General features: G+C 68.6%; 21 protein-coding genes and 2 pseudogenes. 16 read left to right on the top strand and 7 right to left on the bottom strand.

Annotation, left to right across the window (positions count from 1 at the left end):
* Nucleotides 1–42: 42 nt before the first annotated feature.
* Nucleotides 43–726, bottom strand: coding sequence for a TetR family transcriptional regulator (locus OG568_RS54340; RefSeq protein WP_329537436.1), 684 nt, complete (start codon nt 724–726; stop codon nt 43–45).
* Between the two features lie 107 nt (nt 727–833).
* On the opposite strand from OG568_RS54340, the gene OG568_RS54345 reads away from it, so the two are divergent.
* The 16 genes and pseudogenes from OG568_RS54345 to OG568_RS54420 all read left to right on the top strand — a co-directional run bounded on the left by OG568_RS54345 (nt 834) and on the right by OG568_RS54420 (nt 18,991).
* Complete coding sequence (locus OG568_RS54345) at nt 834–2,420, top strand: acyl-CoA mutase large subunit family protein (protein ID WP_329537437.1); 1,587 nt, start codon at nt 834–836, stop codon at nt 2,418–2,420.
* Between the two features lie 98 nt (nt 2,421–2,518).
* Complete coding sequence (locus OG568_RS54350) at nt 2,519–4,102, top strand: acyl-CoA carboxylase subunit beta (protein ID WP_329537438.1); 1,584 nt, start codon at nt 2,519–2,521, stop codon at nt 4,100–4,102.
* Between the two features lie 17 nt (nt 4,103–4,119).
* Nucleotides 4,120–4,329, top strand: coding sequence for an acyl-CoA carboxylase epsilon subunit (locus OG568_RS54355; protein WP_329537439.1), 210 nt, complete (start codon nt 4,120–4,122; stop codon nt 4,327–4,329).
* 41 nt (nt 4,330–4,370) lie between these two features.
* Nucleotides 4,371–4,568: a hypothetical protein gene (locus tag OG568_RS54360; protein WP_329538338.1), complete on the top strand. Its 198-nt coding sequence runs from the start codon at nt 4,371–4,373 to the stop codon at nt 4,566–4,568.
* Complete coding sequence (locus OG568_RS54365; RefSeq protein ID WP_329538285.1) at nt 4,565–6,337, top strand: acetyl/propionyl/methylcrotonyl-CoA carboxylase subunit alpha; 1,773 nt, start codon at nt 4,565–4,567, stop codon at nt 6,335–6,337. The genes OG568_RS54360 and OG568_RS54365 overlap by 4 nt, the downstream gene beginning before the upstream one ends.
* 82 nt (nt 6,338–6,419) lie before the next feature.
* A pseudogene (locus OG568_RS54370) lies at nt 6,420–6,602 on the top strand (ATP-binding protein); the annotation flags it as partial.
* A gap of 81 nt (nt 6,603–6,683) precedes the next feature.
* Nucleotides 6,684–7,460 (top strand): TetR family transcriptional regulator, encoded by a 777-nt coding sequence (locus tag OG568_RS54375; protein ID WP_329537440.1) that lies wholly within the window; start codon nt 6,684–6,686, stop codon nt 7,458–7,460.
* A gap of 600 nt (nt 7,461–8,060) precedes the next feature.
* Nucleotides 8,061–10,409, top strand: coding sequence for a transketolase-like TK C-terminal-containing protein (locus OG568_RS54380; RefSeq protein ID WP_329537441.1), 2,349 nt, complete (start codon nt 8,061–8,063; stop codon nt 10,407–10,409).
* Nucleotides 10,410–10,574: 165 nt separating this feature from the next.
* The gene (locus OG568_RS54385) at nt 10,575–12,125 is read left to right on the top strand and encodes an FAD-dependent monooxygenase (protein ID WP_329537442.1); all 1,551 of its coding nucleotides are present in this window, start codon (nt 10,575–10,577) and stop codon (nt 12,123–12,125) included.
* On the top strand, nt 12,122–12,619 hold the full coding sequence (locus OG568_RS54390) for an acyl-CoA thioesterase (protein WP_329537443.1): 498 nt from the start codon (nt 12,122–12,124) through the stop codon (nt 12,617–12,619). Before OG568_RS54385 ends, OG568_RS54390 begins: the two co-directional genes overlap by 4 nt.
* A 29-nt stretch (nt 12,620–12,648) precedes the next feature.
* Nucleotides 12,649–13,473 carry a VOC family protein gene (locus OG568_RS54395; protein WP_329537444.1) on the top strand — a complete coding sequence of 275 codons (825 nt, stop codon included), beginning with the start codon at nt 12,649–12,651 and terminating at the stop codon, nt 13,471–13,473.
* Nucleotides 13,470–14,753 carry a hypothetical protein gene (locus OG568_RS54400; protein ID WP_329537445.1) on the top strand — a complete coding sequence of 428 codons (1,284 nt, stop codon included), beginning with the start codon at nt 13,470–13,472 and terminating at the stop codon, nt 14,751–14,753. The genes OG568_RS54395 and OG568_RS54400 overlap by 4 nt, the downstream gene beginning before the upstream one ends.
* Nucleotides 14,750–16,465 carry a (2,3-dihydroxybenzoyl)adenylate synthase gene (locus tag OG568_RS54405; RefSeq protein WP_329537446.1) on the top strand — a complete coding sequence of 572 codons (1,716 nt, stop codon included), beginning with the start codon at nt 14,750–14,752 and terminating at the stop codon, nt 16,463–16,465. The genes OG568_RS54400 and OG568_RS54405 overlap by 4 nt, the downstream gene beginning before the upstream one ends.
* Nucleotides 16,462–16,623 (top strand): hypothetical protein, encoded by a 162-nt coding sequence (locus OG568_RS54410; protein ID WP_329537447.1) that lies wholly within the window; start codon nt 16,462–16,464, stop codon nt 16,621–16,623. Before OG568_RS54405 ends, OG568_RS54410 begins: the two co-directional genes overlap by 4 nt.
* A gap of 108 nt (nt 16,624–16,731) precedes the next feature.
* Nucleotides 16,732–17,985 (top strand): CaiB/BaiF CoA transferase family protein, encoded by a 1,254-nt coding sequence (locus OG568_RS54415; RefSeq protein WP_329537448.1) that lies wholly within the window; start codon nt 16,732–16,734, stop codon nt 17,983–17,985.
* A gap of 64 nt (nt 17,986–18,049) precedes the next feature.
* A complete protein-coding gene (locus OG568_RS54420; RefSeq protein WP_329537449.1) occupies nt 18,050–18,991 on the top strand; it encodes a hydroxymethylglutaryl-CoA lyase in 942 nt (313 codons plus the stop codon).
* A gap of 62 nt (nt 18,992–19,053) precedes the next feature.
* Here OG568_RS54420 and OG568_RS61940 read toward each other — a convergent pair.
* From OG568_RS61940 to OG568_RS54445, 6 genes and pseudogenes are all read right to left on the bottom strand, one after another.
* Nucleotides 19,054–19,450, bottom strand: a pseudogene (locus OG568_RS61940) (FAD-dependent monooxygenase); the annotation flags it as partial.
* 272 nt (nt 19,451–19,722) lie between these two features.
* A complete protein-coding gene (locus OG568_RS54425) occupies nt 19,723–20,598 on the bottom strand; it encodes a shikimate dehydrogenase (protein ID WP_329537450.1) in 876 nt (291 codons plus the stop codon).
* 14 nt (nt 20,599–20,612) lie between these two features.
* On the bottom strand, nt 20,613–21,356 hold the full coding sequence (locus OG568_RS54430) for an ABC transporter ATP-binding protein (RefSeq protein ID WP_329537451.1): 744 nt from the start codon (nt 21,354–21,356) through the stop codon (nt 20,613–20,615).
* A complete protein-coding gene (locus tag OG568_RS54435; RefSeq protein ID WP_329537452.1) occupies nt 21,353–23,266 on the bottom strand; it encodes a branched-chain amino acid ABC transporter ATP-binding protein/permease in 1,914 nt (637 codons plus the stop codon). Before OG568_RS54435 ends, OG568_RS54430 begins: the two co-directional genes overlap by 4 nt.
* Complete coding sequence (locus OG568_RS54440; protein WP_329537453.1) at nt 23,263–24,132, bottom strand: branched-chain amino acid ABC transporter permease; 870 nt, start codon at nt 24,130–24,132, stop codon at nt 23,263–23,265. The genes OG568_RS54435 and OG568_RS54440 overlap by 4 nt, the downstream gene beginning before the upstream one ends.
* Before the next feature lie 37 nt (nt 24,133–24,169).
* Entirely contained in the window at nt 24,170–25,333 is a 1,164-nt protein-coding gene (locus tag OG568_RS54445; protein WP_329537454.1) for an ABC transporter substrate-binding protein, read from the bottom strand.
* Between the last annotated feature and the right edge of the window lie 16 nt (nt 25,334–25,349).

The raw sequence follows: 25,349 nt of genomic DNA on the forward strand, positions 1-25,349 counted from the left end.
CCCGAGCAGCAGGGTGACGCGATAACCGACCCGTTCGGCTGCTCAGGCGCCCCCGCCCTCGATCAGGCGCCGCAGTGAGGGGAGCAACGCGTCGATGTCCTGACCGGTTCGGAACGCGACGACCATGGTGCCGTCGCCGACGGCGTCCACGGGGGAAGAGGATGGCGGAAAGAGCGCAAGCACCTCGCGCATCGCCTCGTCCACCTCCGCGACGGGGTCAGCGGACTCCCCTCGGAGCCATCGGCGCAGCACGTGGTTGTGGGCGGCTACCACTGCCGCCGCCATCAGCTCGGCCCTCAGCGATGCCGCCTGCGTCGAGCCTCCCATCCACTCCAAGATGAACTCCCGGAAGAGACGCTGGTAACGGGCCACGCTGGCGATCTCGCGATCACGGAGCGCGGGCACCTTACTGGTGAGGACATACCGCCTTCTGGCGAGATCGCCTTCGTCGATGTAGTGCAACAGCACCAGACGCACCGCGTCGGAGACAGCGACCAGGGCCGTGCTGTCGTTGGACGTCGCCAGCCGGTCCCTGATCAGCTCGAGCAGGCGATCATGATCGGGAAAGATCACCTGTTCCTTGGAGCGGTAGTAGCGGAAGAACGTCGAGCGCCCCAGTCCGGCCCGTTCCGCGATGTCGTCGACGGTGGTCTGCTCGTACCCGCGCTCGTCGAAGAGGGCGAACGCGGCGTCCGCGAGTCGGACCCGCGCGGTTGGTTTGCTCATGAACGCCCATCCTTCCCCGCCTCAGCGCATCGATGCCACTTGCCACCATTGAATGGTACTGAGTACCGTCAATGCGAGACTGAGTGTCATAGCTTGGGAGGTACGGCATGGGTTCCATGGCACGCAGCGAGTCAGACCTACCGATCCGGCCGCTGTACGACACTTCCGCGCTGGAGGACTTCGAGGTCCGTACCAAGCTGGGCACTCCGGGGCAGTTCCCGTACACCCGCGGGGTGTACCCGACGATGTACACCGGCCGACCGTGGACGATGAGGCAGTACGCCGGGTTCGGCACGGCGAAGGAGTCCAACGAGCGCTACCACGAGCTGGTCGACGCGGGCACCGGCGGTCTGAGTGTGGCGTTCGACCTGCCCACACAGATGGGCTACGACTCCGACGAGGCGATCGCCCAGGGTGAGGTCGGCAAGGTTGGCGTGGCGATCGATTCGATCGAGGACATGCGGACACTGTTCCGGGGCCTGCCGCTGGACAAGGTGTCGACGTCGATGACGATCAACGCTCCGGCTTCGACCCTGCTGCTGATGTACCAGCTGGTCGCGGCCGAGCAGGGCGTCGCGGGCCATCAGCTGACCGGCACGATCCAGAACGATGTGCTGAAGGAGTACATCGCCCGGGGCACCTACATCTACCCGCCCAAGCAGTCGCTGCGATTGATCAGCGACACCTTCGCCTACTGCCACCGTGAGATCCCCCGCTGGAACACAATCTCCATCTCCGGCTACCACATGGCGGAGGCCGGGGCGAGCCCCGTGCAGGAGATCGCGTTCACCCTTGCCAACGCCAAGGAGTACGTGCGCGCCGCGATCGCCACAGGCCTGGACGTCGACGACTTCGCGCCCCGCCTGTCGTTCTTCTTCGTCGCCCGCACCACGCTGCTCGAGGAGATCGCGAAGTTCCGCGCGGCCCGCCGGATCTGGGCCCGCGTCATGCGTGACGAATTCGGCGCCAAGAACCCCAAGTCGCAGATGCTTCGCTTCCACACCCAGACCGCCGGCGTGCAGCTGACCGCCCAGCAGCCCGAGGTCAACCTCGTCCGGGTCGCACTGCAGGGCCTGGGCGCGGTGCTCGGCGGGACCCAGTCCTTGCACACCAACTCCTATGACGAGGCCATCGCCCTGCCTACCCAGAAGGCGGCCCGCCTCGCCCTGCGCACCCAGCAGATCATCGCGTACGAGACCGACGTGACCAAGACCGTCGACCCTTTCGCCGGGTCCTACGTCATCGAGTCGATGACCGACGACATCGAGGCGGCGACTCTGGAACTGATCAAGGCCGTCGAGGACCGCGGCGGTGCCGTGGCGGCGATCGAGCAGGGTTTCCAGAAGTCCGAGATCGAACGCTCCGCCTACCGCATCGCACTGGAGATCGATAACCAGGAGCGGACGATGGTGGGGGTCAACAAGTACGTCCTCGATGAGGAAGAGCCCTACGAGCCGCTGCGCGTCGACCCGCACATCGAGGCCGACCAGTGCGAACGCCTCGCGGCCCTGCGCAGGGAACGAGACAGCCACGCCGTCGAGCGAGCCCTTGACGCTCTGCGCATGGCTGCGGAAGGCACCGACAATGTCCTGTTCCCCATGCGTGAAGCCCTCGGACACCGCGCCACCGGCGGCGAAATCGCCCACGCTCTGCGGGACGTATGGGGCGTTCACCAGCCGCACGACACGTTCTGACGTCGATGACAGCAGTTCCCCATGCCGACACCCAGCATTCTTCGGAGTCCCGCCATGCCCTTGCCCCCGACCTGCCACCGAGCACTGAGCGGAAGCAGATGAGCACCATCGACATCCACACGACCGCGGGCAAGCTGGCGGATCTCCAGCGCCGCATCGAGGAAGCGACGCACGCCGGCTCCGCACGTGCAGTGGAGAAGCAGCACGCCAAGGGCAAGCTGACGGCCCGTGAGCGGATCGATCTGCTGATCGACGAGGGCTCGTTCGTCGAGCTGGACGAGTTCGCCCAGCACCGCTCGACCGACTTCGGCATGGAGAACAACCGGCCCTACGGCGACGGTGTCGTCACCGGCTACGGCATGGTCGACGGCCGCCCGGTCGCCGTCTTCTCCCAGGACTTCACCGTCTTCGGCGGCGCCCTGGGCGAGGTCTTCGGCCAGAAGATCATGAAGGTGATGGACTTCGCGCTGAAGACCGGCTGTCCGGTCATCGGCATCAACGACTCCGGCGGCGCCCGTATCCAGGAGGGCGTCAGCGCGCTCGGCATGTACGGCGAGATCTTCCGCCGCAACACCCACGCGTCCGGCGTCATCCCGCAGATCTCGCTCGTCGTCGGCCCCTGCGCGGGCGGCGCGGTGTACTCCCCCGCCATCACCGACTTCACGATCATGGTCGACCAGACCTCGCACATGTTCATCACGGGTCCGGACGTCATCAAGACGGTGACGGGCGAGGACGTCGGCTTCGAGGAGCTCGGCGGCGCGCGCACCCACAACGCGGTGTCGGGCGTGGCCCACCACATGGCGGGCGACGAGAAGGACGCCATCGAGTACGTCAAGCAGCTGCTGTCGTACCTGCCGTCCAACAACCTCAGCGAGCCCCCGGTCTTCCCGGAGGAGGCGGACCTCGCCCTCACGGACGAGGACCGCGAGCTGGACGTGATCGTGCCGGACAGCGCGAACCAGCCGTACGACATGCACGCGGTGATCGAACACATCCTGGACGACGCCGAGTTCTTCGAGACCCAGGCGCTGTTCGCGCCGAACATCCTCACCGGCTTCGGACGGGTCGAGGGCCACCCGGTCGGCATCGTCGCCAACCAGCCGATGCAGTTCGCCGGCTGTCTGGACATCGACGCGAGCGAGAAGGCGGCCCGCTTCGTGCGCACCTGCGACGCCTTCAACGTCCCCGTCATCACCTTCGTGGACGTGCCCGGCTTCCTCCCGGGCGTCGACCAGGAGCACACGGGCATCATCCGCCGCGGCGCCAAGCTGATCTACGCGTACGCCGAGGCGACCGTCCCGCTCATCACGGTCATCACCCGCAAGGCCTTCGGCGGTGCCTACGACGTCATGGGCTCCAAGCACCTGGGCGCGGATCTCAACCTCGCCTGGCCGACCGCCCAGATCGCCGTGATGGGCGCGCAGGGCGCGGTGAACATCCTGCACCGCCGTACCATCGCCGACGCCGAGAGCACCGGAAACGCCGAGGCCACCCGGGCCCGCCTGATCCAGGAGTACGAGGACACCCTCCTCAACCCCTACACGGCGGCCGAGCGCGGCTACATCGACGCGGTGATCATGCCGTCCGACACCCGCTCCCACGTCGTACGCGGCCTGCGCCAACTGCGCACCAAGCGCGAGGCACTGCCCCCGAAGAAGCACGGCAACATCCCCCTCTAGGCCTGCTGGGAGCCGACATGAACATCAAGGTCGTACGGGGCAACCCCACCCCCGAGGAACTGGCTGCCGCCCTGGCGGTGGTCCGCGCCCGCGCCGCAGCGGCTTCGTCGGTTCCCGCGACGCCCAAGCAACTGGATGAATGGGCGGACAAGAAACGCAACATCCCGCGCCACACCCTCGCGCAGCCGGGGTCGACGACCTGGCGCAGCACGTATTGGCCCCGTTGAACGAGCGGGCCCTGCCTCACCTGTTGACTCTTGGAGAGAGTATGAATGCCCTGCACCAGCGCACGGAGCATGCCAGTGCCGCTCCGGCGCCGTACACCCGCGTCGTGATCGCCAGGCCCGGACTCGACGGCCACGACCGCGGCGCGAAGGTCATCGCCCGGGCTCTGCGTGACGCCGGCGTGGAGACCTCGCACCGGCTCACCGCGCCCGCAAGCGACATGCTGGGGTCGGCATGCTGACGAAGGTGCTCATCGCCAACCGTGGCGAAATCGCTGTCCGCGTGGCCCGGGCCTGCCGGGACGCCGGGATCGCGAGCGTTGCCGTGTATGCGGAACCAGACAGGGACGCGTCGCATGTCCGGGCGGCGGACGAGGCGTTCGCTTTGGGCGGTGACACCCCCGCCACCAGCTACCTGGACATCGCCAAGGTCCTCCAGGCCGCCAAGGACTCCGGCGCGGACGCCATCCACCCGGGCTACGGCTTCCTGTCGGAGAACGCCGAGTTCGCCCAGGCGGTCCTGGACGCGGGCCTGACCTGGATCGGCCCGCCCCCGCAGGCCATCCGCGACCTCGGCGACAAGGTCGCCGCCCGCCACATCGCCCAGCGCGCCGGCGCCCCCCTCGTCGCGGGCACCCCCGACCCGGTCAGCGGCGCCGACGAGGTCGTCGCCTTCGCCGAAGAGCACGGGCTGCCGATCGCGATCAAGGCCGCCTTCGGCGGCGGCGGACGCGGCCTGAAGGTCGCCCGCACCCTCGAAGAGGTCCCCGAGCTCTACGACTCCGCCGTCCGTGAGGCGGTGGCCGCGTTCGGCCGCGGCGAGTGCTTCGTCGAGCGCTACCTCGACAAGCCCCGCCACGTCGAGACCCAGTGCCTGGCCGACACCCACGGCAACGTCGTCGTCGTCTCCACGCGTGACTGCTCGCTCCAGCGCCGCCACCAGAAACTGGTGGAAGAGGCCCCCGCGCCGTTCCTGTCCGACGCCCAGGTGGCGGAGCTGTACTCCTCCTCCAAGGCGATCCTCAAGGAAGCCGGATACGTCGGCGCCGGCACGGTGGAGTTCCTCGTCGGCATGGACGGCACGATCTCCTTCCTCGAGGTCAACACCCGCCTCCAGGTCGAACACCCGGTCACCGAGGAAGTCGCCGGCATCGACCTCGTCCGCGAGATGTTCCGCATCGCCGACGGCGAGGAACTCGGCTACGGCGACCCCGTCCTGCGCGGCCACTCCTTCGAGTTCCGCATCAACGGCGAAGACCCGGGGCGCAACTTCCTGCCCGCCCCCGGCACGGTGACGCTGTTCGCCCCGCCGTCGGGTCCGGGCGTGCGCCTGGACGCGGGCGTCGAGTCCGGCAGTGTGATCGGCCCGGCCTGGGACTCCCTGCTCGCCAAGCTGATCGTCACCGGCGCCACCCGCGAGCAGGCGCTCCAGCGCGCCGCCCGCGCCCTGGAGGAGTTCCAGGTCGAGGGCATGGCGACGGCCATCCCGTTCCACCGCGCGGTGGTCCAGGACCCGGCCTTCGGCCCCGAACTGACCGGATCCACCGACCCGTTCACGGTCCACACCCGCTGGATCGAGACCGAGTTCGTCAACGAGATCCCCGCCTTCACGACCCCCGCGGACACGGACGCCGACGAGGAGCCGGGGCGCGAGACGGTCGTCGTCGAGGTCGGCGGCAAGCGCCTGGAGGTCTCGCTGCCGTCCTCGCTGGGCATGTCCCTGGCCCGCACCGGCCTCGCCGCCGGCGCCAAGCCCAAGCGCCGCGCCGCGAAGAAGTCCGGCCCGGTGGCCTCCGGCGACACCCTCGCCTCGCCCATGCAGGGCACGATCGTCAAGGTCGCGGTCGAGGAGGGCCAGGAGGTCAAGGAGGGCGACCTCGTCGTCGTCCTCGAGGCCATGAAGATGGAACAGCCCCTCAACGCCCACCGCTCCGGCACCATCAAGGGCCTGAGCGCGGAGGTCGGCGCGTCCATCACCTCCGGCGCCGTGATCTGCGAGATCAAGCACTGAGCCGTAGGAACGCGGACCACAGAGCCCCGGAAGCCAGAGAAATCTGGTTCCGCGGGTTCTCGGGAGATTCCTCGGAGCCCATCTCATCTGCGAGGTCTCCGACAGGGGGCACGCCTCACCCCATTTGGGCCGCGCCGCCCACGATGACGAAGGCGGCCGGGGACTGTTCCTCATCGCTCAACTCACCCTGCGCTGGGGCACGCGCTACACCCCGACGGGAAAGACGATCTGGACCGAACAGCTGCTGCATCCAGCCCTCGGGTAAACTTACCGTGATGTCCAAAATTCGCCACTATCGACAAAGCTTTGCCGTGGCAACTGCCCCGACCTGGCTACTATCGCCTTCATGACGAAGAGTGCGCGAAGAACCGCAGACAGCTCCGCGCCTGCCCGCAAGACGAAGGAGAGTTCGTCAGGTCGGCTTTCGACACGGCGCGCGCTCGTCGAGAACGAGATCTTCGAGCAGGCGTCCAGGCTGTTCGCCGAGCGCGGCTTCTCCGGCACCAACCTGGGGGATGTCGCCGAGGCCATGGGCATCACCCGCCCCGCGCTCTACTACTACGTAAAGAGCAAGGACGAACTGCTCGCCAGGCTCGTCGAACAGATCACGGAAGGACCGGCGGCGGAGATCGAAGCCCTCGCCGCGGACTCAGACACCGACCCCGCGAGCCGGCTGCGCCGGATCGCACACCTGATCACCCTGCAACGGGCCGACCAGCCGAACCGGTTCCAGCTGCTGCTGCGCTCGGAAGCGGATCTCCCCCCAGCCGTCGCCGAGGCCCACCGGGTCGCCCAGCGAGCCACTCTGCGCCACCTCATCGAGGTGATCGACGAAGGCGTCCTCAAAGGGCAGTTCCGCCCGATCGAAACGCGCACGGCCGCACTCGCGGTAGCCGGAATGTGCAACTGGGTCGCCTGGTGGTACCACCCAGGCGGCAAGCGCGGCTTCGGAGAGAAGGATGCCGCCGCGGACCAGATCGCGGAACTGGCCCTGGCCATGGTGCAGCAGACGAGCCCACGGACTCCCGAAGCATCCGGACCGAGGGCCGCCCTCGCGCTGCTACACCAGGACCTCCACCACCTGGAGCGAACGCTCGGCGACCAGGGCCGCGACGACTCCTAGAACTCCGAACCCAAGGAGCAGGGGCAGACGGTCCGCCAGCTCTTCGGCACCACTCAGTTGCGCGTTGGGCCGACCCCTCGATCAATACCTCGACGAAGCTCCCGCCCTTCAGTCACGAGCCGTCGACGCCCTGTTCCATCGCGATGCTGCCCAGTACCGCGTCTTCGACCGCCCTTGCGGCGTTCTCGCCACCTCCTCCTCCGTAAGGAACAAGCCCATTCACTGCGCCACAAGTCGTCGGCCAGTTCTCCGACTCTTGACGCCACTCAACACTTACGTAAGATAGTTGACTAAAGTGATGGTCTGGTGATTCTCCCGTTCTCGCCGAGCCACTACCCCCTTCGACCACCCATCCGCCGTGGACGCTCACAGCGCGCGCCTCAGGAGCCGCCGTGGTCATGTCCGGCAGTTCACCCGTACCCGACGGCTGATCGACATCGGCGCCTCCTGGCCGGAGGCCGTCGGCCGGCACGGGTGGCGAGAACCACAGGAGGAGGCGGCTGGAGCGTACACAGCTACTCCCTCCTGATCTGTCTTGATCACATGAATTCGACCGCGGCGCTGTTCACATCACTCGCCGGGGAGTTAGAGAGGCAAGTCATGGCCATTGATGTCGCTTCGGCCGATCCGGGGATACGGGACGATTCCCGGCGGGAGCTGCTACGGGTCCTCGGCGATGTCGAGCGGCGTGTGTTGTGGCTCTCGACCGCGATCACCGATCACGCCAACCGGGTGCGGCCCAATCCATCGGGGCTGAAGGTCGGTGGTCATCAGGCGTCGAGTGCCTCGATGACCTCCATCATGACGGCCTTGTGGTTCCACGAACTCACCCGGGACGACCGGGTGTCGGTCAAGCCGCACGCCTCCCCCGTGCTGCACGCCATCAACTACCTGCTCGGTGAGCTCGATCAGTCGTACCTCACCCAGCTGCGGTCCTTCGGCGGTCTGCAGAGCTATCCCAGCCGCTCGAAGGACCCCGATCCCGTCGACTACTCGACCGGCTCGGTGGGCATCGGGGCGACCGCGCCTCTCTGGGGTGCCGTCGCCCGGCGCTACGTCGACGGACGGTTCGGCGGCGCCGGCGCCGGCCGGCAGTACTCGCTGCTGGGTGACGCGGAGCTGGACGAGGGCGCGATCTGGGAGGCGGTGCAGGATCCCACGGTGGCTGGCCTAGGCGAGATCGTCTGGGTCGTCGACCTTAACCGGCAATCGCTCGACCGTGTGGTGCCGGGGGCGGCGGCTGAGCGGGTGCGCGGCATGTTCACCGCGGCCGGCTGGCAGGTCCTGACACTCAAGTACGGGCAGTTGCTGGAGGACCTGTTCGACCGGCCGGGCGGCGACGAGCTGCGCCTGCGCCTGGACACCATGGAGAACCCCGAATACCAGCGGCTGCTGCGCTGCACCCCGCAGCAGCTGCGCGACCGGCTGCCCGGCACGGGCTCGGGTTCGGGACCCATCGCCCACCTGCTCTCGGGCGTCGACGACGACACCCTGCACAACGCGGTCCGCAACCTCGGCGGACACGATCTCGGGGCCCTGCTGGACGCGTACGACACCATCGACGACACCCGCCCGACCGTGATCTTCGCCTACACGGTCAAGGGTTACGGTCTGCCGACCGAGGGCCATCCGCAGAACCACTCCACCCTCCTGACGGGAGACCAGATGGCGGAGCTGGCAGCCCGCCTGGGCGAGGACCTCGACGCCCCCTGGCGGGGGTTCGCCGACGATTCCGCGGCGGCGGCGCTGTGCACGGCGGCAGCGGAACGGCTCCGCAGGCCACACCAGGAGACGGTGCGACCGCCCGCCGTCCCGGCCGATCTCGGCCGCCCCGCCCCCGGCGGCACCGGTAACACCCAACAGGCCTTGGGCCGCGCACTGTTGGACCTGACCCGCAAGGCCCCGGAGGCGGCAGGCCGGGTCGTGACGGTGAGCCCCGACGTCAGTTCGTCCACCAACCTGGGCGGCTGGCTCAACAAAGTCGGGGTCTGGTCGCCTGCCGAGGGCACCGACTGGTTCGCCGACGACGCCGAGACCATCCTGCACTGGCGGGAGAAGCCGACCGGCCAGCACCTGGAACTCGGCATCGCCGAGACCAACCTGGTCGGACTGCTCGGCGAGCTGGGCGCGACCTGGAGCCGCTGGGGACAACCGCTTCTGCCCATCGGCGTGGTCTACGACCCGTTCGTCAACCGGGCCCTGGAGCCCTGGTCGTTCGGCATCTACGCCGGCGGCCAGTCCATCCTGGTCGGCACCCCCTCCGGCGTCAGCCTCGCCTCGGAGGGCGGAGCCCACCAGTCGATCACCACGCCCTCGCTGGGCATCGAACAGCCCGGATGCGTCTCCTATGAACCCGCCTTCGGCATCGACACGGAGTGGTGCCTGCTCGCCTCACTGTCCAACCTCGGTAAACCCAACGGCAGTTCGGCCTATCTGCGGCTGTCCACCCGTCCGGTGGACCAGAGCCTGGCCGCCGTACCCGCCGACCCGGCCGCCCGTGAACGTCGCCGCCGCCAGACCGTCGCCGGGGCCTACCCGCTGCGCCGGACCGTCGGCACGCCCGCCGTCACCCTCGCCGTGATGGGCGCCATGGTCCCCGAAGCCCTGGCCGCCGCCGACCGCCTCACCACTCTCGACCGCCCGGCAGACGTGATCTGCGTGACCAGCCCCGACCTCCTCTTCCGCGCCCAGCGCGCCCGCCTCGGCCAGGAGGATGCCCCCAGCTGGATCCTGGACCAGGTCTTCCCGGCAGAACGCGCCACGCCCCTGCTCACGTTGGTCGACGGCCACCCGCACACGCTCGCCTTCCTGGCCACGGTGAACAACGTGCCGGTCACGACGCTCGGCGTGAGCCGCTTCGGCCAGTCCGGCGCACTGGACGACGTGTACCGCTACCACGGCATCGACACGGACAGCGTGGTCCAAGCCGTCCTCGACCTCATCGACTGAGGCCTTTGAGAGCTCTGAGGCATCACCGCCTCGCCCTGAGCCCACCGGGTCAACCGCCGGCCGAGCCCTGTCCTGCCCGACAGTCGGCCGGCGGTTCCATGTCCTGTTGTTTTACATAGACGAAAAATTCTTGACGGTTATGACGAACTACGGTATCCATGAAGCATGACAGTTCGACGCGTTCACGTAGTTGGAGGCGGACCCGCAGGTCTGTTCGCGGCCCGGCTGCTGGCCCTTCGGCACCCCGACTGGCGCGTGCGCCTGCACGAGAGGAACCCTCCCGAGGAGACGTTCGGCTTCGCGGTCGGCCTCACCGGCGGTCTCCTCAAGGCGCTGCAGCACGCCGACCCGGACCTGTATCAGGAGATCATCGACGCGGCGCACACGTTCTCGTCGAGCGGTTTCCGACTGCCGCAGGGCGATGCGAGCCTCGGCCGGTTCCACAACGGCGCCATCAGTCGCGCGCGACTGCTGCGGCTCCTGCTGAGGGGGGCGGTCGGCGCGGGCGTGCAGGTGGAGAGCCATTCGTGCGACGTCGGCGACATACTTGACGACGCCGACCTGGTGATCGCCGCCGACGGGGCCGCCAGCGCCACCAGGAGCCGCTTCCAGGAGGAGTTCGGAGCCGAAGTCACCCCGGGCCGGGGCCGGTTCATCTGGTGCGGAGCCAAAGCACCGCTCGACGGCGGAGTGTTCATGCCCGTGAAGACCTCGGACGGGCTGTTCGTCGCCCACGCCTACCCCTACGGTGAGACACGCTCCACGTTCGTGATCGAGGCGTCCGCCGAGACCGTGAGCCGGACCGGGTTCGGCGACCGGCGATGGTCCGACGAGGGCGAGTCGGACGACGCGGCACTGCGGTACCTGTCCGAGGCGTTCTCCGCGCAGCTGGGCGGTAGATCCTTCTTGGGCAACCGGTCGCGATGGGGTTGGTTCAATACCGTACGGTGTGCCCGCTGGCACCACGGCAAGGTCGTACTGCTCGGAGATGCCGCGGCGACCGCCCACCCCTCGCTGGGCTCCGGCACGAAGATCGCGATGGAGAGCGCGATAGCGCTGGCCGACGCATTCAGCTCCATGAAGGACGAGCCGGTGGAAGCCGCCCTGGATCGTTTCGAGGAGTCCCGGCGCCCCGAGGTCGAACGACTGCAAGAGCGCGCTCAGCGCAGTCAGCTGTGGTGGGAGTCATTCGAAGTGCGGCAGCACCTCAGCCCGGCCCGGATGGCCGTGGCCTACCTCAGCCGGGCCGGCGCCGTGTCGCTGGACGACCTGCTGGTCTCGGACCCGGAGATCGCGACTCGGGCTCTGGCGGAGTTCGCCGGCGTCGAGCCCGGCGAGGTGCCGGGCTCGGGGCTCACGGACTGGGTACTGAGCCAGCCCGTTCAAACGCCGCATCACCGCTACCCGCACCGACTCAACAGCCCCGGACCCAGCACCGCGACCGTCCAGGTGGACTGCGGCGACGCCTGGGGACCGGGAGCCACCAAGCTCGTCGAGCAGGTGCAGGAGCTCCTGCACCGGGGCGCCGAGGTCATCCGCCTGACCGGCGAGGATTCCCGCGGCGCCGTGCTCGACCGCCTGGCCGTCGGAGAACGGATCAGAACCGAGCTTCCCGTCCTCGTGGACGTCGCGGCCGGCTCACCGCATCTGCATCACGCCGTCGACGGAGTGGTCGCGGGGCGCACGGACCTCGTCCACGTGACGGACGGATCATGACCGCGGATCCACGGAAGAGCGGCTCCGCACCGCTCCTGCGCCGACGGTTCCGGGTGGCGGTGGGCGATACGGACGCAGCCCAGGTGATCTACTTCGCCGCGCCCACCCGCTGGGCCGAGCGCCTGTCGAGCGAGTGGCTGGCGGACGTGGGTTTCGCGACGTCGAAGATGCTCGCCTCCGGCTTCGGCCTTCCGGCCGTGCACTGCGAACTCAGCTACCACAGCCCCCTCCGCCTGGACGACGAGCTGGACGCCACCCTGTGGCTGGACACGCTCTCGACGCGCTCGCTCACGTTCCGCAGCGACTTCGCGCTCATCGACGCCCCGGAGCCGGCGGTGCGGATGCATCTCACCCAGGTGTACGTACGGACGTCGGGGGCGGCGCCGGAAAGCCTCCCCCTACCCGACGGGCTGGTCGCGCGCCTGCAGGGGCAAGGCGCCGCCGGATCGCCAAACACTCCGGACGTTGACCTATTCGTCGAAAATTCATCATGATAGAAAATCCGAACCCGAAGGGAGATGCCATGCTTCTCCAGAAGGCCGCCACCGGCAAAGGTGAGGCTAACGCGGTCGGGACCCTGGGGGCGAACCACACCGCCTTCCCGTGCTGGGACCCGGTCGAGACAGTGCGGTTCTACGGGGAGCTCCTCGGATTCCCCCTCGTCCAAGCCGTTCCGGCCCTCGGCTGGGGCAAGGACGACAACCCCGACATGGTCCACTTCTTCTTCGACATCGGTAACGGGGACACACTCGCCTTCTTCTACTACTTCGGCTGGCCGCGGCCGGAGCCGGTCCACCAAGTGCTGCGGCAGGCCAACCACATCGCTGTCGAAGTGCCCGACGAGGCGAGCCTGCTGGCCTACCGCGACAAGCTCAGGGCTGCTGGGTACAAGGTCATGACGGTGGAACACGAAACCATCGAGTCGATCTACGTGGACGACCCGAACGGGATCTTCTTCGAGTTCACCCGGCCGCTGAGGGAGCTGACCCGGCTCGACGCCGACGACGCGCAGCGGACCCTCGCCGGGCTGGCCACGGTGCTCGAGGCGGGCGGCACCTCCATCCAGGACGTCTGGCGGGCGAAGGCCCAGGCCAACTCCCCGATCGGCGGTCCCGCGATCCACGTGGTCGACCAGCCCGAGTGGAGCGGCGCGGTGGACTTCGCACGCCGGTCCGGCCTCCTGGTCGAACAGCGCGACGGCTATCTCGTCATCCACAGCGACAGCCCCTTCGAGATCGACCGCAAGGAATCCGGGCTGCACCTGGCCGTGTGGTTCACCCTGCCCGCCGGCGGCCTGGAGGGCTGGATCACCCGGTTCGACCGCGAGGTACTGAGGGTCGAGGCATGACGGCAGACACGACGACCGGCACGGCGGTCACCCGGGTCCCCTCGGGCCGCGGCAAGGCGACTCTGGCCTCGGACTGGCATCCGGCGCCCCTGCCGGACAAGACCACCATCAGCCTGCACACCCTGATCTCGTACGACGGAGAAGTGTCCCGAGGCACTCTCTACGAGCCCGGCATGGCGAGCCGCACGGTGTTCTGCCTCATGCATCCGCGGCAGGATCTACAGCGTCACCCACTGATTCCCGGGCTGCTCGGCGCGGGACACTCGGTCTGGGCGCAGGCCGGCCGCGACGTAGGCAACGACCTGCGGTTGGTCCACGAGAACGCGCTGCTGGACGTCGCCGCCGGAATGGAGTTCCTGCGCGGCCGCGGTTTCGAGCACATAGTGCTGATCGGCCATTCCGGAGGCGCCGGCCTCTACACGTTCTACGCCGAGCAGGCGCTGACGGCGCCCTCGGACCGCATCACCAGGACGCCGGGCGGAGCGCCGGTCAAGCTGGGTGACGCACCGATGCCGGCGCCGGACGGGCTCGTGCTCGTCGCGCCGCACCCCGGCCAGGGGCGGTTGCTCCTGTCCATGATCGACGCCTCGGTCACAGACGAGGAGGACCCGTTCTCCGTCGACGCCGACCTCGACCCGTACAACCCGGCGAACGGCTTCGGCGAGGCTCCCGAAGGGTCGCACTTCCCGGCCGAGTTCCTCGACCGCTACCGCGTGGCCCAGCGCGCCCGTGTCGCGCGGATCGACGAGCGGGCACGCGAACTCATCGCCGATCAACTCGCGGCCCGCAAACGGTTCAAGAGCGGTACGGGCGACGTCTCGGACCGGCGACGCAGCGTCCTGACACCGGTCATCACCACGTACCGGTCGGACGCCGATCCCCGGTGCACCGATCTCGGTCTGGACCCCTCCGACCGTCCCTACGGGTCGGTGATCAGCGCCCGGCCGTCGGTGTCCAACTACGGCGTCACCGGCTTCGGACGCCTCACCACGCCGGAGGCATGGCTGTCGACATGGTCCGGCATCTCGTCGAACGCGTCGCTGGCCCGTTCCCTGAGCGGGGTGACGATCCCCACCCTGATCATCGAGTACACGGGCGACTGCTCGGTGTTCCCCGGCGACGTCCAGGACGCCCTGGCCGCCCTGAAGGCGGACGACGCCACACATCTGCGTATCCGGGCTGATCACTTCGGCAGGCCACTCGCCGAGGGCGACGAGTCCGGGGTCGCGGCGACCGTACGCGAACTGGTTCCCTGGACAGAGGAGCGCACAAGCCGATGAAGACCACATCCGAGTCAGCGTCGACTTCGGAACCCGGTATCCCCGACGTTCCCGACATCGTCGCCTACCCCGAAGAGGCGGTACGCCGCTACCGTGCCGCCGGCTTCTGGTCCGACCGCACGGTGGCGCAGGAGTTCCGTGCAGTGGCGGACAAGTATCCCGACCATGCCGCCGTGCTCACCCCCGACGCCCGTCTCACCTACGCCGAACTGGACCGGCGCACCGACCGGATCGCCATCGGGCTGCGTGACCTCGGGCTGCGGCCCGGCGACCCGGTGCTGCTGCAGGTAACCAACAACCTCTGGACCGTGCTGGCCTGGTACGGACTGCTCAAGGCCGGGCTGGTGCCCGTGGCCACCCTGGCCCAGCACCGCCGGCACGAGATCGTCGAGATCGCTCGCCAGGCCGAACCCGTCGCACACCTCATCGAGCCCGGTTTCCGCAGCCACGACCTGGTCGCCCTCGCCGCGGAAGTGGCCCGGGAACAGCCGTCGCTGCGGTGGCTGCTCACCATCGGCACGGCATCCCCGCCCCCGGGTGCCGTCGCCCTGGAGACGCTGGAGGCGGTGGGCCGCCCGGATGATCCAGCCGTCGCCCGCGCCGTCGTGGAGGAGATCCAGAAGGCCATCCCCGCCGATTCCCTGGCCGTATTCCAGCTCTCCGGTGGAACCACGAGCATTCCCAAGCTGATCCCCCGGCTGCACGCCGAGTACTGGTACAACTCGCGGGCCTACGCCGAGGCGATCGACATGGACTCCACCAGCTGCTTCGCCCATCTCCTGCCGCTGGTGCACAACGCCGGCATCGTCTGCGGGCTGCACTCCGCGCACTCCGTGGGCGGCTGCTTCGCACTGGCCTCGCCGGAGCCGGACCAGCTGAAGTCGATCGCCGGTCACATCACGCACACGATGATGTCGCCGCCCCTGACAAGCATGGTGACAAAGGAGCCCGGGCTGCTGGAGTCGCTCGACGCGCTGCGCGTGTTCATCTGGGTGCTCGGCCCACTGCCGGCCGACATCGTGGCGGCCTTCGAGACCCCCTCGCGCCGGATCATCCAGATGTTCGGGATGACCGAGGGACTGTGCCTGGTCACGCCCACCGCGTCGCCCCCCGAGATCAGACACCACACCGTGGGGACGCCGATCTCCCCGCTCGACGAAGTCCGCGTCTACGCACCCGGCACCGAGGATTCCGTACCACCGGGCACGCAGGGCGAGTTGTGCACCCGTGGCCCGTACACCGTCCGGGGCTATTTCCGGGCCCCGGAGCGCAACGCCGAGGCCTTCACCTCCGACGGCTTCTACCGCAGCGGGGACATCGTCGTCGAAGTCCCGGAGAACGGGCTGAGCTTCTACCGGTTCGAAGACCGCATCAAGGACCTGATCAACAGGGGCGGCGAGAAGGTCAACGCCGCGGAGATCGAGAACCTGCTCGTCCGCCATCCGGCCGTGGAACGCGCGGCCGTGGTGGCCATGCCCGACGAACGGCTCGGGGAACGCTGTTGCGCCTTCATCGTCCCCAAGTTCGGAGCGCAGGCCCCCCAACTCGGCGAGGTGCAGAGGTTCCTGGACGAGATCGGCGTCGCCAAGTTCAAGTGGCCCGAGCGAATCGAGGCATGCGAAGAACTCCCCTTGACCAACGTCTCCAAGATCGACAAACGCGCTCTCAGAGTCAGGATCACGGACATTCTCGCCGCCGAACGCCCCCGTTGATTCGCCAGTCGCACCCCATCACAGCGCCGTACATCGGCCAGCCGCTTCCCGCGCTCAAGGACGGCCAGGCGCTCGGCGCGATCACCGTCACCGGCAGCGGTGCCAAGACCGACGTCACTGTGGCAGAAGCGGGCATCGCCGCACTCGCCCCGGCCTGACGGCCGCAATCTCCCGCAGGGCAGCAGCCCTGGCGACTCCTCAGCTGCCCTGCGGGTCCATCCCCTCCGCCTCCCGTGCCGAGGCGGAGCACGATCGAAAGGAGTGTCATGCCGGTGGATGCGGAAGCCGAAGATGCCGCCGAGGCTTCACAGAGCGGGGTGGGCGACGGTGCGTTGACGGGTGTACGCGTGCTGGAGATCGGCTCCATCGTCGCGGGGCCCTTCGCCGGCAGGCTGCTGGCGGACCACGGGGCCGACGTCATCAAGATCGAGGCACCCGGCCGGCCGGATCCCTTGCGGGACTGGGGCCAGCACGCCTACCGCGGGCACCGGCTGTGGTGGACCGTGCACGCACGCAACAAAAGGTGCGTCACCCTCGACCTGCGCTCGGAACGCGGACAGACCCTGTTCCTGGACCTCGTACGCGAGGCCGACGTCGTGATCGAGAACTTCCGTCCGGGCACGCTGGAGAAGTGGAACCTCGGATACGACCGGCTGAGCGCGGCCAACCGCGGCCTCGTCCTGGCCCGGGTGTCGGGGTTCGGACAGACCGGCCCCTACCGCCACCGTCCCGGATACGCCTCGGTGGCCGAGGCCATGGGCGGGCTACGGGCGATCAACGGGTTCCCCGGCCAGGCTCCGCCCCGGATGGCGGTGTCCCTCGGGGACTCGCTCGCCGGGATGTTCGCCGTGCAGGGCGTGCTCGCCGCCCTGCACCACCGGCACCGCACGGGGTACGGGCAGGTGGTCGACGTGGCCCTGACCGAGTCGTCGCTGGCCCTGCTGGAGTCGGTGATCCCGGAGTACGACCGGCTCGGCAAGGTCCGGCAGCCCTCGGGGACCCGGCTGGACGGCATCGCCCCCTCGAATCTCTTCCGCACCAAGGACGAGAAGTGGTTGATCGTGGCGGCCAACCAGGACACGGTCTTCGGGCGGCTGTGCACGGTGATGGAACGCCCCGAGCTCGCCGACGACCCGCGATTCGCCACGCATGTGGCCCGCGGGGAGCACCAGGAACTGATCGAGTCCATCGTCGCGGACTGGGTGTCCGAGCGGACGGCCGACGAGGTGCTGTCCCGGCTGGAGGAAGCGGACGTCGTCGCCGGCCCGGTGTACACCGCCGCAGACATCGTCGCCGACCCCCAGTTCCGGGCCCGGGACATGCTGGTCCCCCATCACGACGAACGCCTCGGTGAGGACGTCCTCGGCCCCGGCGTCGTACCACTGCTGTCCGAGACGCCCGGCACGGTGCGCTGGGCGGGGCCGCCGGAACCGGGGTGGCACAACGAGGAGGTCTACGGACAGCTCCTCTCGCTGGGACCGGACGAGATCGCCGAGCTGCGCCACGAGGGGATCGTGTGACAGGCGTCGGCGCCATGGAGACGCACCGCGGCGCCATATGAACACGAGTGAAGGAACCGAATCCATGAGGACGACACTGCCTCTGCCGCCCCGCATCAACCTGCGGGAGGTCGGCCCTCGCGACGGTCTGCAGATCGAGCGCCCGATCCCCACCGCGAGGAAGCTGGAACTGCTGGAACTGCTGGTACGCAGCGGGCTCAAGCGCATCGAGGCCACCGCCTTCGTCTCCCCCCGTGCCGTACCCGCGATGGCCGACGCCCGCGAGGTCGCGGCCGCTCTGCACCAGTGGCCGGACGTCCAGTGGTCCGCGCTTGTGGCGAGTGAAGGCGGTGCCCGTCGTGCCCTGGAAGCGGGGGTCCGCAACCTTGAGTACGTCGTGTCCGCCGCGGACGGCCACAGCCTCGCCAACGTCAAGCGGACAACCGCAGAGGCCCTCGCCGGGGTCGGCAGGATCGCGGATCTGGTGCACGATGCGGGCGGGACCTGCGAGGTGATCGTCGCCACCGCCTGGGACTGCCCCTTCGACGGCCCGACACCGGCCGACCGCGTCCTACACATCGCGCGGGAAGCGGTGCTCCAGGGCGCCGACGCCCTGTGTCTGGGCGACACCATCGGGACCGCCACACCGCTCCGGGTCGTCCAACTGCTCGGCGCCGTACGGGACATCTCCCTTCATCTCCCCGTCGGCCTGCACATGCACAACACCCGCGGCGCCGGACTCGCGGGCATCCTGGCGGCGATGCAGATCGGCGTGGTCGACATCGACGCGTCCGTCGGCGGCCTGGGCGGCTGCCCGTTCGCGCCCGGGGCCAGTGGCAACGTGCCCACAGAGGAACTCGTCTATCTCTGCGAGGACATGGGCGTGGCCACCGGGTGCGACCTGAACACCCTTGTCGGAGCTGCGGGTCTTGCCCAAGAGGCCGTCGGCCGGGCCCTGCCCAGCGGCGTACTCAAGGCGGGCGGAAGGCCGGGAAGCCCGGCGCAGAGTCGCCCTGGGGCAAACTGACGTGGCCTGAACGGCGAACCACACAGCCGGACGAGCCATCGGTTCCGCTCCGGCCGTGTGCCGCCGAGCTTCCAGCCGAGGTTGTAGGCGTCCTGGACACTGGTGTTGAGGCCCTGACCACCGGTGGGTGAATGGGTGTGCCGCGTCTCCGGCGAGGAAGTCGCGGCCGGTCCGGAAGCGGTCGGCCATCGCGGCCCTGAGCCGCAGGGCGGACGACCAGCGCACCTCGCGGATGTCGAGGTTGTGCCGCGTGCGGTGCCAGACGAGGTGTTGCAGTGTCTCGGGGCAGGCGCACTGGTCGGCGTTCGATCGCGCGTCGAGGACGGTGAAGCGGACCAGGATGCAGAAATTCTCGAAGCCCTTGATCGGGGCGAGCGACAACAAGCCGCCCGGAGCCGTGGACCACACGTGCCAGTGCTCGCGGCTGAGACTGTCGATGATCGCGTCGCCGATGAGCATCGGTGGAGAGTCGAGCCCAGGACCCGATCCGCTTCCGCCTGGAGCTCCTCCACCCGCAGACCCGAGCAACGGCTTCTGAGTTCAAACCACCAAGCAAAAGCAGGGCTGGACAACCACACAACGTCTGCTCGGATGCGGAACCGGCTTCCAGGACGTCTTGTGACTGCGCTGCTGACCCGCATGACCTTCGCAAGAGTAATGAGCAACGCAATAACTCGGCGTGTCTCGCCACACGGATCTCGGTACGGGCGAAGAGCGGTCGCCGCTGTCCTTCATTCCGATTCGGCCAGCTCGGCGGCATGGGCGAGCATCCGCGTGCGGTCCGGTTCTCGTCCGGTCAGGAGCTGGAAGGCGTCGGCGGCCTGGAACACCAGTAAGCCGACGCCGTTGAGTGCGGTGCAGCCGCGGGCACGTGCGATGTGCAGCAGCTCGGTCTCGAGCGGCTGGTAGACAACGTCGACGACCCACAGACCGGGGTGCAGCAGGTCGGCCGGCAGGGGAAGTCCAGGGTGGGCGGACATTCCGGTGGGGGTGGCGTGGACGAGGCCATCGGCTCGTGCCATCAGGCTTGGGAGGTCGTCTGGAGCCGAGGCGTTCGCCCGGCCGTCGCCGAAGTGCCGATTCAGGGAGGCGACGAGTGCCTCGGCTCGGTCCGTCAGCGGGTCGACGACGGCGAGGTGTCCGGTGTCATGGGTGAGCAGGGCGTGTGCGACGGCCGCTCCCGCTCCCCCGGCGCCGAGTTGCACGACACGGTCGCGCGGGGCGTCCGCCAGTTCCCGGTCGAAGGACGCGGCGAAGCCGGTGACATCGGTGTTATGTCCTACGGCCTGAATGTTTGCGCCCTCGCCTTCGAAAACGACGGTGTTGACCGCGCCAACCGCCTCGGCCTGCGGAGCGAGCTCGTCAAGACACTCGATGACGAGTTGTTTGCAGGGGTGTGTGATGTTGAGGCCTTGGTAGCCCATACCCTTGGCTGCGCGTACCAGTTCACCGACTTTGTCCGGCTCGGCGCCGATGGTGTCGAGATCGATCAGACGGTAGAGGTAGCGCAGGCCGTGCCGGTCCGCCTCCCGTTCGTGGAGCATGGGGCTGAACGAGGTGCCTATGCCGGAGCCGATCAGGCCGATGAGATACGAGTCCTGGGTCATCGCCGCACGCCCGTTCACAGCCCCAGGTAGATCTGGCGGACTCGGGTGTCCCGGCTGAGTGCCTCGGAGGTGCCTGTCATGGCGACGCTTCCGTTCTCCATGACGAGGCAGTGACTGGTCGCGCCGAAGGTGAGCTTGGCGTTCTGCTCGACCAGGAGCAGGCTCAGTCCTTCCTCCCGCAGCCGCTGCAGGGTGTCGAGGATGAAGCCGACGAGTTTGGGTGACAGGCCCATCGACGGTTCATCGAGGAGGAGAAGGCGCGGTCTGGCCATCAGGGCTCGGCCGATCGCGAGCATCTGCTGCTGTCCTCCGGAGAGGGCCCCGGCCAGTCGTCCGCTCATCTCCCGGAGCACCGGGAAGAGTTCGTTCACCTCGTCCAGGGTGGCCCGGGTCTCGTCGTCCCAGCGCCGTGCGTAGGCGCCGAGCAGCAGGTTCTTCTCCACGGACAGGCCGGGGAAGACGTGTCGGCCCTCCGGCACGTAGCCGATGCCGTGCCTCACCATGTCGCGGGCCCTGACCCGGGTCAGGTCGTGCTCGCCGAGCGTGACGCGTCCGCCGCTGCGCGGGACCAGGCCCATCAGCGCCTTGAGTGTGGAGGTCTTGCCCGCCCCGTTGGCGCCGATGATGCCGACCGAGGCGCCTGGCTCCACGCTGAAGCCGATCGAGCGGACCGCGCACACGCCGCCGTAGTGCACGGACAGCTCCTCCACGGTGAGTGTGGCAGCGGTTTCGGTGCGGGGAGCGGGGATCGTCCTCACCGGGTTGCCTCCTTGGAAGCGGGTGCCGAAGTCGGAGCAGGGGCTGGATCCGGCCCGGGGTCCTGGTCCTGGACCGGTTCCGGGTCGGTGTCCATGTCCGGGTCGGAATCGGGGTCCGGAAGGGGAACGTCCGCCATCACGGAGTCACCCAGATACGCCTCGATCACCTCAGGGCTCGCGACCACTTCGGCCGGTGTGCCCTCTGCGATGATGCCGCCGCTGGAGAGCACCGTGACGCGCTCGCACAGTGACATGACCAGGCCCATGTTGTGCTCGATCAGGACGACGGTGGTGCCGCTGTCCCGGATGGAGCGCACCATGCCGGCGAGTTGCTGCACCTCTTCTCCGTTCAGCCCGGCCGCCGGTTCGTCGAGCAGCAGCAACCGTGGCCGGGCGGCCATGGCGCGGGCGATCTCGATGCGGCGCTGGATGCCGTACGGGAGTGAGCCGGGCGCGATTTCCGCGAAGTCGGTGAGTCCGAAGCGTTCGAGGAGTTCGTGGGCCTGTCGGCGCAGCTGTCGCTCGCGGCGTATCACTCCGGGCTGCCACAGTGCGTACTGCCAGACCGTGTGTGTAGGGGTGCGGTCCAGGGCGACCAGGATGTTCTCACGGACCGTCAGCTGCGCAAACAGGCGTAGGTTCTGGAATGTGCGGGCCAGGCCCAGGAGGGAGAGGGCGTACGGGCGGGTGGTCGTCGTGTCGCGGCCGGCGAACCGCACGCGCCCCGCACTCGCCCTGTAGAAGCCGCTGATCACGTTGAACAGGGTGGTCTTGCCCGAGCCGTTCGGGCCCACGATGCCGCGGATCTCGCCTGCGGCGACCGTGAGGGAGACGTCGTCCAGGGCGCGCAGGCCACGGAAGTCCTTGGTAACGGACCGGATTTCGAGCAGCGGTTCGTCCGAGAACGAGGATTCGGGCGTAGCAGCCGCCTCGTACGGCTGGAAGGGCCGCAGCTCCGCCCGGTCGGCGGCGCGACCGCTTCTGCGGCGTACGAACTCCCTTGCGCGGGAGGGGATTCCGGCGAGTCCGGTGGGGGCGAAGACGACCATCAGGACGACCACCACGCCGTATCCCAGCTGTGCGTACGTCGAGAAGTCGGACAGCCACTCGCGGATGAGGGTCAGTCCGACCGCGCCGACCACGCAGCCGACCAGGGAGCGCCGACCGCCGATGATGACCATGGCGAGCAGGATGAACATGTTGGCGATGGAGAAGGTCTCTGGGGCGACGTAGCGGATGAGGCCCGCGTACAGGACGCCGGCCAGGCCTCCGTACAGGCCGGCCAGTACGAAGGCGGTCATGCGCAGGAGGGGGATCTCGGCGCCCGTCGCGCCGGCCGCCAGGGAGTCGTCGCGCATCGCGCGCAGGCGTCGGCCCAGTGATGTACGGACGACGAACAGGCCGAAGCCGAGGCCGAGGGCGCAGACCGCCAACTCCAGGTAGTAGTAGAGGTATTCGCTGGAGAGGTCGATGCCCGGGAGGGGCGGCAGGGGGATGCCGGAGATGCCGTCGGCGCCTCCGGAGATCGAGGCGTTGGTGATCCAGTTGATGAAGCCGAGAGCCAGGCCGAGGGTGACGATGCCCAGGTAGTGGGACTGCATGCGCAGGGCGGGGATGCCGACGAGCAGGCCCGTCGCCACCGTCGCGAGCAGCGACAGCACGGCCGCCGCCCAGAATCCGTATCCGGAGTGGGTGGTGAGGATCGCCAGGGTGTACGCGCCGACGCCGAAGAAGGCGACCTGGGCGAGGTTGATCTGTCCGGAGACGCCCATCGCGAGGCCCATGCCGATGGCCAACAGGGCGTAGATCAACGCGATGTTGACGACATGGATGGAGTAACTGCCCAGGCCGTACGGCAGCAGCCAGACGGCCACGGCCAGGGCGCCGAGCGAACCGATACGGAACTTCACGCGCGGCTCACCGTCCTTTCCCCGAAGACGCCCGTCGGGCGGATCATGATGGCGACGGTGAAGGCCAGGAAGGTCACGAGGACTGAGTAGCCCTGGAAGTGGCCCGCCGCGTAGGAGTCGAGGACGCCGATCGCGAGGCCGCCGACGACGGCTCCGGGGATAGAGCCGAAGCCGCCGAGCATCGCGGCGGCGAAGCCCTTGATGCCGAGGGCACCGCCGAGTGAGGCGTCGACGTACAGCATCGGGCCGACGAGGCCGCCGGCCAGGGCGGCGAGGCCCGCGCCGATGGAGAAGGCGAGGGCGTTGCTGCGGCCGACGTCGATGCCGACGGCGGTGGCTGCCTCGTGGTCCATGGCGACGGCCTGCATGGCCGCGCCGAGCTTGGTGCGTGCCAGGAACCAGGCGAGGCCGATCACTGCGAGTGCGGCAACGCCCATGACCAGGAGGTCGTACGTGCGCACTCGGATCCCGAACAGGTCGAGTGGGGCGGCCCGGACGGGCGATGCAACCGCTCGTCCGGTGGTGCCCCAGAGCAGGATGGCGACGGCCTGGAGGACGATGCCGAAGCCGATGGTGCCGATGAGCATAAGATCGAAGTCCTTGTTCTCCAGCGGGCGCAGGACCCGCTCGATCACCAGACCGATGGCGCCGGTGACAACGATCGCCACGAGCATGGCGACGGCGAACGGCAGTTTGGACGTCAGATAGAAGGTGGAGGCCGCGTAGGCGCCGATCATGGCGATGTCGGCGTGCGCGAAGTTGACCAGGCCCATGGTGCGGTAGACGAGGGAGAACCCCATGGCGACCAGGGCGTAGACCGCCCCCAGGCTCAAGCCTCCGACGAGTGTCTGCAGTGTCTCTTGCACGGCGTGCTCCCGTTGCCCGTTGCCGGATGCCCGATGACTACTGCCGCGCGACGAGCTTGCCGTCGCGGATGACACCAATGGTGGTCTTGGTGATGCCGACCCCGGTGTCGTCGTAGGCGAAGTCGCCGAGCAGACCCTTGTACGGGGTGGCGCGGATGGCGTCGGCGAGGTCCTGGCCGGTGGCGGCCTTGCTGGTCTTGAGGGCGGTCAGCAAGACGTTCGCCCCGTCGTACGCCTTGGCTCCGTGCAGTTCGGCGTCCTTGCCATACGCGGCCTTGTAGGCGGCGGCGAACTTCTTCGAGGCGTCGCTCGTGTCGTTGCTCAGATAGGGCGAGCTGACGATGGTGCCCTCGACGGCGGCCTTGCCCGCGGTGTCGATGAAGACGGGGGTGCCCTGCGGCGCGGCACCCGCGAAGGGTGCGGTCATGCCCAGGTCCCGGGCCTGCTTGACGATCAGGCCGGCCTCGACCTCCTCCGAGCCGATGAAGACGACCTGGGGCTTCTTGGAGCGGATCTTTATGAGCGCGGCGCTGAAGTCCTTCTGGTCGGTGGTGACCACCTGGTCGGTCGAAGGCGACACGCCCAGCCCCTTGGCTGCCTTCAGGAAGGCGTCGTGCTCGCCCGTCCCGAAGGAGCCGTTGTTCGTGATCACCGCGATCTTCTTGTAGCCCTTGTCCTTGATCAGGTACTGGGCGAGCGTCGAGTCGTACGTGGTGCTGGTCGGGCCGTTGAGGAAGAGGTACGGGCTCTTCAGGGCGACCAGACCGTCGGACTGGCCGGAGGTGATGTTGGGGATCCTCGCCTGCTGGAGCGCCGGCGCCATGGCGATGGTCACCGCGCTCTCCGCCGTACCGAGCATGGCGACGTACTTCTCGCTGGCGAGTTTGCGGGCGATGTTGGTGCCGGCGGTCGGGTCGCCCTGGTCGTCGAAGAGCTTCAGCTGGATCTTGCGGCCGTCGATGCCGCCCTTCTTGTTCCACTCGTCCACGGCAAGCTTGGCCCCCTTGTACTCCCAGTCGCCGAGTGAACTGAGCTGCCCGCTCTGCGCGTCGACGACAGCGATCTTGATGGGTCCCGAGGAGGCCTTGCTGTCACTGCTGGAGTCGCCGGGCGCGCTGCACGCGGCGAGGGCCACGGTCAGCACGACCGCCGTGCAGGCGGTGGCGCGGGTCGTGGTGAGTGGTCGTGGGATGCGGCTCATGGAGGTCACCTCGTCC

The sequence above is a fragment of the Streptomyces sp. NBC_01450 genome (genome assembly GCF_036227505.1).
Lineage (GTDB): Bacteria > Actinomycetota > Actinomycetes > Streptomycetales > Streptomycetaceae > Streptomyces.

Excerpts from the sequence above, each read along its gene's own strand:
- OG568_RS54340 (WP_329537436.1), bottom strand. The coding sequence starts at position 726 with ATGAGCAAACCAACCGCGCGGGTCCGACTCGCGGACGCCGCGTTCGCC.
- OG568_RS54345 (WP_329537437.1), top strand. The coding sequence starts at position 834 with ATGGGTTCCATGGCACGCAGCGAGTCAGACCTACCGATCCGGCCGCTG.
- OG568_RS54350 (WP_329537438.1), top strand. The coding sequence starts at position 2,519 with ATGAGCACCATCGACATCCACACGACCGCGGGCAAGCTGGCGGATCTC.
- OG568_RS54355 (WP_329537439.1), top strand. The coding sequence starts at position 4,120 with ATGAACATCAAGGTCGTACGGGGCAACCCCACCCCCGAGGAACTGGCT.
- OG568_RS54360 (WP_329538338.1), top strand. The coding sequence starts at position 4,371 with ATGAATGCCCTGCACCAGCGCACGGAGCATGCCAGTGCCGCTCCGGCG.
- OG568_RS54375 (WP_329537440.1), top strand. The coding sequence starts at position 6,684 with ATGACGAAGAGTGCGCGAAGAACCGCAGACAGCTCCGCGCCTGCCCGC.
- OG568_RS54380 (WP_329537441.1), top strand. The coding sequence starts at position 8,061 with ATGGCCATTGATGTCGCTTCGGCCGATCCGGGGATACGGGACGATTCC.
- OG568_RS54385 (WP_329537442.1), top strand. The coding sequence starts at position 10,575 with ATGACAGTTCGACGCGTTCACGTAGTTGGAGGCGGACCCGCAGGTCTG.
- OG568_RS54390 (WP_329537443.1), top strand. The coding sequence starts at position 12,122 with ATGACCGCGGATCCACGGAAGAGCGGCTCCGCACCGCTCCTGCGCCGA.
- OG568_RS54395 (WP_329537444.1), top strand. The coding sequence starts at position 12,649 with ATGCTTCTCCAGAAGGCCGCCACCGGCAAAGGTGAGGCTAACGCGGTC.
- OG568_RS54400 (WP_329537445.1), top strand. The coding sequence starts at position 13,470 with ATGACGGCAGACACGACGACCGGCACGGCGGTCACCCGGGTCCCCTCG.
- OG568_RS54405 (WP_329537446.1), top strand. The coding sequence starts at position 14,750 with ATGAAGACCACATCCGAGTCAGCGTCGACTTCGGAACCCGGTATCCCC.
- OG568_RS54415 (WP_329537448.1), top strand. The coding sequence starts at position 16,732 with ATGCCGGTGGATGCGGAAGCCGAAGATGCCGCCGAGGCTTCACAGAGC.
- OG568_RS54420 (WP_329537449.1), top strand. The coding sequence starts at position 18,050 with ATGAGGACGACACTGCCTCTGCCGCCCCGCATCAACCTGCGGGAGGTC.
- OG568_RS54425 (WP_329537450.1), bottom strand. The coding sequence starts at position 20,598 with ATGACCCAGGACTCGTATCTCATCGGCCTGATCGGCTCCGGCATAGGC.
- OG568_RS54445 (WP_329537454.1), bottom strand. The coding sequence starts at position 25,333 with ATGAGCCGCATCCCACGACCACTCACCACGACCCGCGCCACCGCCTGC.